The organism is Maledivibacter halophilus, assembly GCF_900167445.1.
In the GTDB taxonomy this organism is placed as follows: domain Bacteria; phylum Bacillota; class Clostridia; order Peptostreptococcales; family Caminicellaceae; genus Maledivibacter; species Maledivibacter halophilus.
The window spans coordinates 77,090-88,247 of sequence record NZ_FUZT01000017.1; the positions used below are offsets into that span (position 1 = coordinate 77,090).

At 37.5% G+C, this 11,158-nt stretch carries 15 protein-coding genes; 14 read left to right on the forward strand and 1 reads right to left on the reverse strand.

Going from position 1 to position 11,158, the window contains the following annotated elements; genetic code table 11:
• Positions 1-13 precede the first annotated feature (13 nt).
• The 14 genes from B5X81_RS23640 (at position 14) to B5X81_RS23705 (ending at position 9,370) form a co-directional block, all read left to right on the forward strand.
• Positions 14-1,108 (forward strand): ethanolamine utilization protein EutH, encoded by a 1,095-nt coding sequence (locus B5X81_RS23640; RefSeq protein ID WP_079495458.1) that lies wholly within the window; start codon positions 14-16, stop codon positions 1,106-1,108.
• A gap of 11 nt (positions 1,109-1,119) precedes the next feature.
• Positions 1,120-1,377: a cupin domain-containing protein gene (locus B5X81_RS23645; RefSeq protein ID WP_079495459.1), complete on the forward strand. Its 258-nt coding sequence runs from the start codon at positions 1,120-1,122 to the stop codon at positions 1,375-1,377.
• Positions 1,378-1,399: 22 nt separating this feature from the next.
• Complete coding sequence (gene eutL / locus B5X81_RS23650; protein WP_079495461.1) at positions 1,400-2,059, forward strand: ethanolamine utilization microcompartment protein EutL; 660 nt, start codon at positions 1,400-1,402, stop codon at positions 2,057-2,059.
• A 28-nt stretch (positions 2,060-2,087) separates the two neighbouring features.
• On the forward strand, positions 2,088-2,441 hold the full coding sequence (locus B5X81_RS23655; RefSeq protein WP_079495462.1) for a BMC domain-containing protein: 354 nt from the start codon (positions 2,088-2,090) through the stop codon (positions 2,439-2,441).
• Positions 2,438-2,887: a EutP/PduV family microcompartment system protein gene (locus B5X81_RS23660; RefSeq protein ID WP_079495464.1), complete on the forward strand. Its 450-nt coding sequence runs from the start codon at positions 2,438-2,440 to the stop codon at positions 2,885-2,887. Before B5X81_RS23655 ends, B5X81_RS23660 begins: the two co-directional genes overlap by 4 nt.
• 71 nt (positions 2,888-2,958) lie before the next feature.
• Positions 2,959-4,095 (forward strand): 1-propanol dehydrogenase PduQ, encoded by a 1,137-nt coding sequence (locus B5X81_RS23665; RefSeq protein WP_079495465.1) that lies wholly within the window; start codon positions 2,959-2,961, stop codon positions 4,093-4,095.
• On the forward strand, positions 4,092-4,715 hold the full coding sequence (locus tag B5X81_RS23670; RefSeq protein WP_079495467.1) for a hypothetical protein: 624 nt from the start codon (positions 4,092-4,094) through the stop codon (positions 4,713-4,715). The genes B5X81_RS23665 and B5X81_RS23670 overlap by 4 nt, the downstream gene beginning before the upstream one ends.
• Complete coding sequence (eutJ, locus tag B5X81_RS23675) at positions 4,709-5,557, forward strand: ethanolamine utilization protein EutJ (protein WP_079495468.1); 849 nt, start codon at positions 4,709-4,711, stop codon at positions 5,555-5,557. Before B5X81_RS23670 ends, eutJ begins: the two co-directional genes overlap by 7 nt.
• A gap of 68 nt (positions 5,558-5,625) precedes the next feature.
• A complete protein-coding gene (locus B5X81_RS23680; RefSeq protein ID WP_330397444.1) occupies positions 5,626-5,856 on the forward strand; it encodes a BMC domain-containing protein in 231 nt (76 codons plus the stop codon).
• Positions 5,853-6,113 carry a EutN/CcmL family microcompartment protein gene (locus B5X81_RS23685; RefSeq protein ID WP_079495471.1) on the forward strand — a complete coding sequence of 87 codons (261 nt, stop codon included), beginning with the start codon at positions 5,853-5,855 and terminating at the stop codon, positions 6,111-6,113. Before B5X81_RS23680 ends, B5X81_RS23685 begins: the two co-directional genes overlap by 4 nt.
• A gap of 30 nt (positions 6,114-6,143) precedes the next feature.
• Positions 6,144-6,851, forward strand: a complete 708-nt coding sequence (locus B5X81_RS28860; RefSeq protein ID WP_079495473.1) for a BMC domain-containing protein — start codon at positions 6,144-6,146, stop codon at positions 6,849-6,851.
• Between the two features lie 2 nt (positions 6,852-6,853).
• Positions 6,854-8,365: an acetaldehyde dehydrogenase (acetylating) gene (locus tag B5X81_RS23695; protein ID WP_079495474.1), complete on the forward strand. Its 1,512-nt coding sequence runs from the start codon at positions 6,854-6,856 to the stop codon at positions 8,363-8,365.
• Between the two features lie 36 nt (positions 8,366-8,401).
• Entirely contained in the window at positions 8,402-9,067 is a 666-nt protein-coding gene (locus B5X81_RS23700; protein WP_079495476.1) for a phosphate propanoyltransferase, read from the forward strand.
• Between the two features lie 18 nt (positions 9,068-9,085).
• Complete coding sequence (locus tag B5X81_RS23705) at positions 9,086-9,370, forward strand: BMC domain-containing protein (protein WP_079495477.1); 285 nt, start codon at positions 9,086-9,088, stop codon at positions 9,368-9,370.
• 162 nt (positions 9,371-9,532) lie between these two features.
• On the opposite strand, the gene B5X81_RS23710 is transcribed toward B5X81_RS23705, so the two are convergent.
• On the reverse strand, positions 9,533-10,882 hold the full coding sequence (locus B5X81_RS23710) for a glutamine synthetase family protein (RefSeq protein ID WP_079495479.1): 1,350 nt from the start codon (positions 10,880-10,882) through the stop codon (positions 9,533-9,535).
• Positions 10,883-11,158 lie beyond the last annotated feature (276 nt).

Below are 11,158 nucleotides of genomic sequence, written 5' to 3' on the forward strand. Positions count from 1 at the left end.
TGGTATTAGATCTATGGTTAGTAAAGTAATCATGTTTATCATGGCTGTATTCATGCTGTGGGCAGTGACTGATAAAATAATATTAAACAATAAATTTGGTTATGGTTCGTTATTTGATGAAGGAATGCTTGCTATGGGTACCATGGCAACTTCTATGGTCGGGCTTATGTGTTTGGCTCCTGTTTTAGGAGAAGCTTTATTACCAGTATTTGGACCGATATTTGAAGCTATTGGTGCCGATCCGTCAATGTTGGCTGGGTCTCTTCTTGGGATTGATATGGGGGGCTACCCTCTTGCTCAAGAGATGGCAGGAAATCCTCAAATAGCAATCTTTTCAGGCGGGATTTACGCATCTATGATGGGGGTTTGTATCACCTTTGCCATTCCAGTTGCGCTGGGGATTTTATCCGAAGAAGATAGCCCTTATCTTGCCAAAGGTATTATGTGTGGTGTAATTGTCATTCCGATTGCGTCATTTATTGGAGGCATTATGATGGGGCTGGCAGTCGATGTGATTTTAAAAAACTTAATCCCGGCTTTAGTCTTGGCAATTCTTTTAGTAATTGGTCTAGTTGTCATACCCAATGGAATGATGAAAGGTTTTTCAGTATTTGCAAAGTTTATCAACTTTGTGGTTCATGCTTCACTAGCCATTGCTATCTTTTCTGAATTAACGGGCATTGTCATTATTGAAGGGATGGCACCTATTGGTCCACAATTAGAAGTGGTTGGTATCATAGGGATCACTTTGGCAGGTGCTTATCCACTTGTTCATTTCATTACGAAAACATTTAATAAGCCATTACAACGTTTTGGCAGTTTATTTAAAGTTAATGACAAAACAATCAGTGGAATAATTGCAAGTGTAGCTAATAGTTTACCGATGCTTGCTCAAGTTAAAGATATGCCGCCAAGAGGAAAGGTTATGGCGATTGCATTTATGGTGCCGGCAGCATTTGCACTGGGTGATCATTTAGCGTATGCTTCAGTAAATATGGAGGAACAGATATTTCCTTTGATTGCTGCAAAGTTATTGGGAGGTATTCTCGCAGTAATTGTAGCTATGATTATGATGAAAAACTCAGATGAAGTACAGGTTAATAGTTAGGAGTTGATAATATGGATATATTTGTAAGAAGAGCATTACAAGAAGAGTGTGAATATATGCAATGGGCTGATACCTGGGAGTCTGATTGCACGAAGTTTGATTATTATTATGAAACAGATGAAACCTGTCTCATCACTAAAGGAAGCGCTACAGTAAAGTATGATGGCAAAGAAGTGTCTCTTGGTGAAGGTGACTTAGCGGTATTTCCAAAGGGGTTAAAGTGTACATGGATCGTGCATACTCCTATAAAAAAATTTCTTCGTAATTAAAAGAAAAGATAGGGAGGAGAAAATGAAAAACGACGCTATACTAGGGAAATTATTAAGCATGAAACTTATTCCTAATGTTACTGATGCTTTACAAGAAAAATTAAATTTACCTGAAGGTCACAGAAGTATTGGTGTTTTCACGTCAGACTGTGATGATGTAGCCTATATTGCGATGGATGAGGCGACGAAAAAAGTAAATGTTGTTGGTGTATATGGGGAAACCTTCTATGCTGGCGCAGCTAATGCAACAGGTTTATTAGCTGGTGAAGTTGTTTGCATTATCTCTGGTCCAACACCTGCAGAAGTTCATTCTGGTCTACAGGTAGTTACGGATGTATTTGAAGCAGCTAATGCTCCACGTTTTGTTAGTTGCAATGACGATGATACGATAGCGTATATGGCCCATACCATTAGTAAAACAGGATCTTATCTGTCTAATATTGCTGAAATTCCTGAAGGACAAGCAATCGCGTATTTAATTGCTTATCCTGGAGAATTCTTTTATGCATTAGATGCAGCTATGAAAGCGGCAGATGTGGAACTTTGCTATTATATTGAACCACCTTCTCCAACAAACTGTGGAGGTGCTTTTTTAACAGGCTCTCAGTCAGCGTGTATAACAGCGGCAGAAGCATTTGGTAATGCGGTTCAATATGTGGCTGATAATCCACTGAAGATTTAAAAAATAGGATAGTAGGGAGATAATATATATGGATCTTTTAGCAAGCGAAAAGATGCACCGGGTAATACAAGAATCGGTACCCGGAAAGCAGATCACACTAGCTCATGTTATTGCATCTCCAGTGCCAGAAATTTATGAATCATTAGGTATTGATTATAAAGGGGCTATAGGTATTTTAACCTTAACCCCCTATGAAACTTCTATGATCGCAGCAGATATGGGTTCGAAAGCAGCTGATGTTAACATCGGTTTTCTCGATAGGTTTACGGGATCCGTCGTACTATGTGGAGACGTTCAAAGTGTTAAAACATCACTTGAGACGATTGTAGAACAGTTCAAAAATACTCTAGGTTTTAGTGTTTGCTCGGTAACGAAATCATGAAAAGAAAGAGAGTAATGATTTTGGGTCCAGGAAAATCTGGGAAAACATCCCTAGCAAATATACTAAATGGTGTTGAGGGTCCGGCGAAACGAACCCCAAATATGGTTTATGGAAAATACACCTTAGATGTACCTGGAGCATATCTTGAAAGTCCATGGATGCATCAACATTTAATTGCGGCACAGCAAGATGCTTATTGTGTCATTATGATTTCAGATCCAGAACAACGTAAAAGAAGCTATGCTCCTGGATTTGCAAATTCTTTTAGAATTCCATTGATTGGTGTAATTACCAAAGTGGACATTGCAAGTAAAGAGCATCAAGAAGCTTGCGAACAAGAATTAATTTCTGCTGGCATAAAACCACCTTTTCACTATATATCATTACTGGAAGGTACGGGAATTGAAAAATTGATAGAACAAGTAAAAGCATATCAACAAGGATAAAATAACGCTTTAAAAAACGACAAAAAGATTTGATAGGATATTGAAAATAAAATAAGAAAGGAGGAAACCGCTTGAAGTTTCATTTAAAAACAGATATCTATTTTGGAGAACAGTCTTTAGAAAACCTTAAGCAATTGAATGTCAAACATAGCATGATTGTTACAGATTCTTTTTTCTATGAATCGCATATTGTTGACAAAGTGGATGAACTCTTGCAGGAGGCCGGAATAGAAACATCAATTTTTTGTGATGTCGTTCCAAACCCAGACTTTGAGACGATTACAAAGGGAATCGAAGCTATGAGAAATTACAAGCCCGACAGTATTGTTGCTTTTGGTGGTGGCTCCTCTATTGATACAGCAAAAGCTATGTTATATGTATATAATGAAAAATACGGTCAAGAACTACTGTTCGTTGCAATACCAACGACCAGTGGTACCGGAAGTGAGGTTACGAATATAACTGTTGTGTCGAATCCAGAAGATTGTAGCAAGCATCCGATTAGCAGCAAGCTTATGTTACCTGATATTGCGATTTTAGATCCTCAGTTTACTATGACGGTTCCTGCAACTATAACGGCTGACACTGGCATGGACGTTTTTGCTCATGCTATCGAAGCTTATGTTTCAACAGGGGCCTCCGATTTCACCGACGCTTTTGCGGAAAAAGCCATACGTACTGTTTGGATGTATTTGCCAGAGGTGGTTCGCAATGGAGACAGTAAAGAAGCTCGTGAGAAGCTACAAAATGCTTCTTGCATGGCAGGTATTTCTTTTAACACAGCAGCTTTAGGTATTTGTCACAGTATGGCCCATACTTTAGGGGCACACTTTAACATTTCCCACGGAAAATCTTGTGCGGTACTATTGCCTTTTGTAATTGCTTATAATGCGAGCTTAGATCAACCTTGGGAAAGTAAAACTTGTATTCGTTATGCGACCATTGCAGAACAACTAGGTATTGGCGGTGGAACAAATAAAAACAAGGTTCATAATTTAATTTCACAGCTTAAAAAGTTTACGAAAGCGTTAGGTATCGACAGCTCATTAAAAGCACTCATGATTGAGAGTGAAGAGTTGCAACAAGCAATTCCTGAAATGGCAAAACAAACCTTGGTGGATAATTGCACCATAACGAATCCACGAGAGCCAACTCAAGAGGACATCGAATCAATTTTCCTTGCTTTTAGTAAAGGAGGATATCGATGATGATCTTTATGACTGAAGAAGAACTACGACGATTATATCGAAAAGCACCTTTTAAAGAATATATCTTAGATGGTAATACACGCTTGACACCGGGGGGGCGACAGTTTTTATTGGATCATAAAATTTCGATTGTTGATTCAAAAGAACGGGACTTTAAGAAAATGCAAGCGTATAGTCTAGAAACTCAAAAAAAGGACGAAGAAGCTCTTCTCAATTTACAACTAGATCATCAATTACTGCGAGCTAATTTTTTAGAAAAAGCAAGAACCATTTATGACTATGATCAATTATTAGCAAATCAAGTTTTTGAATGGGTTTCTGTTCTTCTCGCAGTGGAAGAAAAAAAGGGCTTAACCGAATTACCTTGGTCTTCAAATACGAATTCAGAATTAGACCAGAACATTTTTTCACACCAAGTTGATTGCAGCATGAACAAAGACCTTGCACTGGCTCCGAAAGGAAGAGAAGCAACGAGCTTAAATGTGCTATATCATATGTTACGACGCTTCTGTCATCAATATGAGCATGTCTTAGATGAAGAACAGTCTATTGTATTAATGAAAATGCTCCATCATATCTCTAGAACAATGATGAGCATATTAGGAGGATCAATATGTTAGAGCAACAAGAGCGCTTTGAATATTGTAACAATATCGTCGCTTTATTCGAAAAAAGCCTAAAAAAGCTCATAAAAAAGAATGCCCAAAAGTATTACATAGGAGTAGATTTGGGGACAGCTTGCACAGCGATTGCTGTGTTTGATGAAGAAAAAAAGCCTGTGGCGGGTGCATATCGTTGGTCAAATGTTGTTCGAGATGGTATGGTCGTCGATTATATCGGTGCAGTTCGTATTGTCAAAGAAATGAAAGAAGAATTGGAAGAAAAACTTGGGCACTCTCTTCATTATGCTGCTACAGCCATACCTCCGGGTACCATGTCTGTTGATGGCGGTGTTGTGAAAAACGTGGTTGAAGGTGCAGGGTTTGAGATAGCTGGTATTTTTGATGAGCCCTCGGCTGCAAATGCTCTATTGAAAATTGAGGACGGCGCTATTGTTGATATAGGTGGGGGGACTACTGGGATTTCCATTCTTAAGGATGGAAAAGTCGTTTATGTTGCTGATGAAGCTACTGGTGGACACCATTTTTCACTCGCTCTCGCAGGGGCGTATCAGATGAGTTTGGAAGAAGCTGAAGAATTCAAGCGAAAAAAGGAGAGCCATCAAGAAATAGTACCTGTTTTGAAACCGGTGATTGAAAAAGTAGCATCTATTATAATGGAACATGCAAAACCATATGACATTAAAAATATCTATTTAGTTGGTGGTACAAGTTGTTTGACAGGTATTGAAAAAATTATAGAAAAATCTACTGGTATAGCAACTTATAAGCCGGATAACCCATTATTTGTAACGCCTTTAGGCATTGCTTTACAATGCTTAAAGGAAACGGAGGCTTCATAATGGATATAAGAATTATAAAAGCGCCGAGTACTGGTACTTTACGCATAATACAACGCCGTCTTTCATCGATGGAGTTGGAAGATATTCATGATTTTGGAGCCGTTGGACTATTACAAGGAAAAATCATGGATATGTTGTATGCTGCTGATATTGCAGAAAAAACTGCGGATGTATGTGTTGAAGATATTCGTGGGAATTGTCCAACGACGATGACGACTCTTGCCATTTTTGGGTCAGTGGAAGCAGTAGAAATTGCCATCCAGGAAATACGTAAAAGTGGAAAGGAGGATGGTAGATGATTACCGCAGAACTAATCGGCAATGTGTGGGCAACAAGAAAAGCAGATCGATTACAAGGTTACAAATTAATGTTGGCAGAGGTTATAGGTAGTACACAAGCAGGTCAGAGAATGGTCGTCGTTGATCAAATAGGTGCAGGGATAGGAGATCGTGTACTAGTGGTATGTGGTTCATCCGCACGTCGTATGGTAGGAAACGATGATGTTCCCATTGATGCTGCAGTGATTGGAATTATTGATGGCGATTGTATTATTTAACTTTTGCTAAACGACGACAGGAGGGTAAATATGGGAAACAAGAAAGCAATTGGCATAGTTGAAACGAAAGGGCTCATTTCAGGCATTGAAGCTTTGGACGCCATGCTAAAAGCTGCAAATGTTACATTACTTAAACATGAGTATGTCGGTTCAGGTTTGGTAACGATAGTTGTGCAAGGTGATGTAAGTGCAGTTACCACAGCAGTTGACAGCGGTGTAGCAGCTGTTTTGGCCATTGATGAAAATGGGCTCCAAGCTCAAAACGTCATACCTCGTCCTGACTTACAACTGTATGAAACTTTGCTAAAGAAAGAAAAGCCGAAAGCCTTGGTTTGGGATACGAACCCAAAAGAGTCGGAATCTAAGCAAGAAAAATCTGTAGATTCCACTGAGCAAGAAAAAACAATCCAGGAAGCGCCTAAGGAAGTTCTTGTTCAGGATGAAGAAAGAGAAAAAATTCAAGAAATAGAAGTTTCTGTTGTTCCAGAACAGACGGAAGATAAAAAAGAAGATCCAGAGAAGTATGATAAAGTATGGGCCGATGATTTTTACAAACAAATGGGCATTGAAGAAACTATGAAGAAAATAAATCAATTGACGGTAGTGGAGTTGAAAGAACTAGCCGGAATGTATGAGCAAGGAAGTATTGCTCCAAATATATCTAAAGCCAGAAAACAAGAAATTCTAGATGGTTTTAAGAAATATTACAAGAATGAACAAGAAAGTAGTGATGATTAATTATGAAGAATTTAGATTTTGATTTAAACTCCATACAAGAGGCTAGAGATAAGGCGCGTCGGGGTTTGGAAGCTGCTAAAAAAATGGAGAAGCTTACTGATAGACAGATCGATAAAATTATTGTGAACATGGTAAAGTTAGCAGAAGAAAATGCTGTACTACTGGGAGAAATGGCAACAGAGGAGACTGGCTTTGGTGTTCCTACTGATAAAGCGTATAAGAACCATATGGCATCAAGATTACTATATGAACAGATAAAAGACCAAAAAGTATCAGGGATAATCAACACAGATGCAGAAAAAAAGATCATATCGGTTGCACATCCAGTGGGTCTTATCTTAGGACTTGTTCCTTCGACAAATCCAACTGCTACGGTGATTTACAAGAGTATCATTTCACTAAAAGCGGGCAATGCCATTATTTTTTCACCTCATCCATCTGCTGTAAAATGTACAACAAAAGCAGTAGAGATTATGGCTCAAGCAGCGGAAGAAGCTGGTGCACCAAAAGGTGTTATTGATTGTATTTACCAAGTAACTCTAGCAGCAACCAATGAATTAATGCACTGTGATGAAGTTAGTTTGATTATTGCAACGGGTGGTCCGGGAATGGTGAAAGCTGCATATAGCTCAGGAAAGCCAGCCATAGGTGTTGGTGCAGGAAATTCACCAGCATATATTGAAAAAACGGCGGATGTTAAAAAAGCTGTTTCGGATATTATTGCAAGCAAAATATTTGATTACGGTACGATATGTGCTTCCGAACAATCTATCGTTTGTGAAAGAAGTAATCATGATGCTGTTGTTGCAGAATTGAAAGCTCAGGGCGGCTATTTTATGAGTGAAGAAGAAACGGATGCAGTTTGTAAAGTATTATTTCGTGGAAAAAATTATACCATGAATGCTGATTGTGTTGGACGCTCAGCACTTGTCATTGCTGAAAAGGCTGGCATTGAAGTGCCAAAGGATACAAAAGTATTAATTGGAAAACAAGACGGAGTTGGCAAAGGATATCCTTTATCCTATGAGAAATTAACTTCGGTGCTTGGTTTCTATACAGTGGAGGATTGGCAAGAAGCATGCGATCTTTGTTATGATCTGCTGGATCATGGGCTTGGGCATACACTTAGTATTCACACAGAAAATCCGAAGATTGTATTGAAGTTTTCAGTAAAACCTGCTTCTAGAATCGTAGTTAATTCTGGTGGTTCAACAGGTGGCTCTGGTTTAACAACAGGTTTAGGTATTGCCTTTACTTTAGGTTGTGGTACCTGTGGTGGTAGCTCAGTGTCTGAAAATGTTGGACCTGAGCATTTAATCAATATCAAGAAAATAGCTTTTGGAACTAAAGAGACCGTTAATACTGTTGAAAATGATGATCTGTGGAATCAACTGAAGATTAATGTATCAAGCAAAACTTCTACAGATTCAAAGGATTCATTAGAAGGTAATTTATTCAGTGATGAGATTTTAATGCGCGCTATTCGTAGAGCCATTGGCGATCTTAGGGTATAGGAAAAACTATAATATGCTAGATGAAAGGAGACCAATGTGGAAAAACAAGATTTAATTTATCAAAAACTTTTAGAATTAATAAAACTTGATGATTTAAATAATGAACATATGTATAAAAACACTCCTGCTTCATCTGCTTCAATTCCTGTAGGAATTTCCAATAGACATGTTCATTTGAGTCAAAGCGACGTTTCTCTTTTATATGGTGAGAACTATCAATTAACTCCATACAAAGAGCTAGCCCAACCAGGACAGTGCGCTTGTAAAGAAACTGTTATACTATGTGGTCCTAAGGGAGCTTTGGAACGAGTACGTGTTATAGGTCCTGCCCGTGTTCAAACACAAGTAGAGATATTATCAGGGGATTGTTTTGCCTTAGGCATCAAAGCACCTGTGAGAATATCAGGCGATATTTCAGGTTCCTCAGGATTGACGATTATAGGTCCGAAAGGATCAATACAATTGACAGAAGGCGTGATTGTGGCACAGCGTCATATTCATATGCATCCTGAAGATGCTAAGCGTTTTTCTGTAGAAAATGAACAAGTTGTGAAAATTGAAGTGGATGGACCTCGTGGTGGTATTCTTAATCATGTTCTAATACGTGTTTCTGAGAATTCTGCTTTAGAGTGTCATATAGATGTTGAAGAAGCTAATGCCTTAGGAGTTCAATCTTCATCGAGTATAAAAATTATTGAATAATAGAAAGGAGAAAAAACAATGAAACATAATGCACTAGGAATGATAGAAACCAAAGGATTAATAGGTGCTGTAGAAGCAGCAGATGCTATGGTAAAGGCTGCGAACGTTACTTTAGTTGGCAAACAAACTATTGGTGGAGGTTTTGTGACAGTAATGGTACGTGGTGATGTTGGTGCTGTAAAATCTGCAACAGATGCAGGTGCAGCGGCAGCACAACGTGTTGGAGAACTATTGTCCGTTCATGTTATACCTCGCCCTCATGAAGAGGTTAATGTTATGTTATCGGGAAAAAACGAGGAATAATTCATCCAAGCAAAACAAAATAGAATAAAACAATCTATGGTTTTGAGAAACAAACTGCTCTTTTCTGATAAGAATCTAAATAAATTTAGAACCAGAAAAGAGCAGTTTATTACATGTCCCATATCTTCTGAATTTTGGGTTAGTGGTTAATCCATTTTTGTCCTAAATTTGTTCCAAATATTCTTCTATTTCCCAATCACTAATATGTTTTGAATATCTATTCCATTCAAATTCACGGAGAGAAATATATTGTTTAATAAATTCTTCTCCCAAAATACTTTTGAAGTAGGTATCTTTTTTAAGCTCATTTACAGCAGCTATTAAAGAATTAGGCAATTTATCAAATTTGCTTTCATAAGCAGTATAGCCATTACATGGCTCTGGTGGTTTCATTTTATTCTTAATCCCATCTAAGCCTGCAGCTAAAATTGTTGCTAATGTAATATAGGGATTTGTATCTGAACCTGGTAGTTTGTTTTCGATTCTAGTATTCTCATTTCTACTGAAGGGTACCCTTATCATAGCCCCCCTGTGTTCATAACCCCATGTTATTGTAGCTGGAGCGAAACTATATTCCAGCAATCTTTTATAACTATTAACTGTAGGGTTTGCTAGGCAGCACATGCTATTTCCGTGCTCTAACTGTCCTGCAATGAAATTATGGCATAGCTTAGATAGACCATCTGGGGATTTTTCATCAATAAATAGATTTTTACCATTAGTATCATAAAAGGAAATATGTAAATGTGCACCACTTCCGCTTTGATCCACTTTAGGTTTAGGCATGAAGGAAGCAATTAAATTTCTCTTTTTAACTATTTCTTTAATGCTCATCTTATAATATGTTGCCATATCAGCGATCTCCACACCGTAGAAAGGAGAATTCGTTACTTCTAATTGTCCTGAAGCATATTCAGTATTTGCAATTTCAGGCCCTGCACCTATTTCTGATAGATTATGCATAATGTCCTTAAAAATTTCAAGCATACCTGATTCATGCACTTCAGAATAACATTGTTTACCACCAAATATTGGATTTATATCGCTTTGACAGTTTTTTTGAAAAATAAAAAATTCAAATTCAAAAGCACCTTTAATAATAATTCCTTCGTCCTTATATAGAGATATTACTTTTTTTAAAACGTTTCTAGGAGCTATCTCTGCAGGAACACTTGGTGAATAATACAAATCACCTATTACTCTTGCTGTATTATTTAAATATGGTACTACCGAAAAAGTAGATATATCGGGTTTAATTATCCAACTAGGAAAACCGCCAAGATATCCGTTGCCAATATCATTATTCAATTCTCCTTTAGTATCGAATGAAAAAACAGCTGATGATAAACCTAGTCCAGCATCTATAACCTTCGATAAAAAGTGGTCTATTGAAACGAAACGAGAACGATTAATATTGGAGTTGTCATTAACATAAACTATGACAGTATCAATTCTATTTTCCTGAACTAACTGTAATATCTTGTCTTTATTCATTATATTATTTTCATTCATTTAATTCCTCCTCGTATAATATGTTTAGAAACACTTTTATAAGTGTTCTAAGCATATTTTTTTATTTATTTCTATTACAATTTTTAATTGAGATATCCTAGTGCTAAAATAAGATTAAGAATAATTAGCGAAGGATAATTCTTTCCCTCCTTGCAAAACCATAAGGTTATTGCTTAAATAGCATGCTTCCTGACTTAGTTGTCATATTCTGCCTACTACAGATGCTGCATCTCTTTGATTAGACCAACAGCAAGGTTAGTTTTCAAAGATGAATGC

What these genes read in the sequence shown, in the direction of transcription:
- eutJ (WP_079495468.1), top strand. Translation starts at nt 4,709, where the DNA reads ATGTTAGAGCAACAAGAGCGCTTTGAATATTGTAACAATATCGTCGCT.
- B5X81_RS23640 (WP_079495458.1), top strand. Translation starts at nt 14, where the DNA reads ATGGTTAGTAAAGTAATCATGTTTATCATGGCTGTATTCATGCTGTGG.
- B5X81_RS23660 (WP_079495464.1), top strand. Translation starts at nt 2,438, where the DNA reads ATGAAAAGAAAGAGAGTAATGATTTTGGGTCCAGGAAAATCTGGGAAA.
- B5X81_RS23645 (WP_079495459.1), top strand. Translation starts at nt 1,120, where the DNA reads ATGGATATATTTGTAAGAAGAGCATTACAAGAAGAGTGTGAATATATG.
- B5X81_RS28860 (WP_079495473.1), top strand. Translation starts at nt 6,144, where the DNA reads ATGGGAAACAAGAAAGCAATTGGCATAGTTGAAACGAAAGGGCTCATT.
- B5X81_RS23685 (WP_079495471.1), top strand. Translation starts at nt 5,853, where the DNA reads ATGATTACCGCAGAACTAATCGGCAATGTGTGGGCAACAAGAAAAGCA.
- B5X81_RS23655 (WP_079495462.1), top strand. Translation starts at nt 2,088, where the DNA reads ATGGATCTTTTAGCAAGCGAAAAGATGCACCGGGTAATACAAGAATCG.
- B5X81_RS23680 (WP_330397444.1), top strand. Translation starts at nt 5,626, where the DNA reads ATGGAGTTGGAAGATATTCATGATTTTGGAGCCGTTGGACTATTACAA.
- B5X81_RS23710 (WP_079495479.1), bottom strand. Translation starts at nt 10,882, where the DNA reads ATGAATGAAAATAATATAATGAATAAAGACAAGATATTACAGTTAGTT.
- B5X81_RS23670 (WP_079495467.1), top strand. Translation starts at nt 4,092, where the DNA reads ATGATGATCTTTATGACTGAAGAAGAACTACGACGATTATATCGAAAA.
- eutL (WP_079495461.1), top strand. Translation starts at nt 1,400, where the DNA reads ATGAAAAACGACGCTATACTAGGGAAATTATTAAGCATGAAACTTATT.
- B5X81_RS23705 (WP_079495477.1), top strand. Translation starts at nt 9,086, where the DNA reads ATGAAACATAATGCACTAGGAATGATAGAAACCAAAGGATTAATAGGT.
- B5X81_RS23695 (WP_079495474.1), top strand. Translation starts at nt 6,854, where the DNA reads ATGAAGAATTTAGATTTTGATTTAAACTCCATACAAGAGGCTAGAGAT.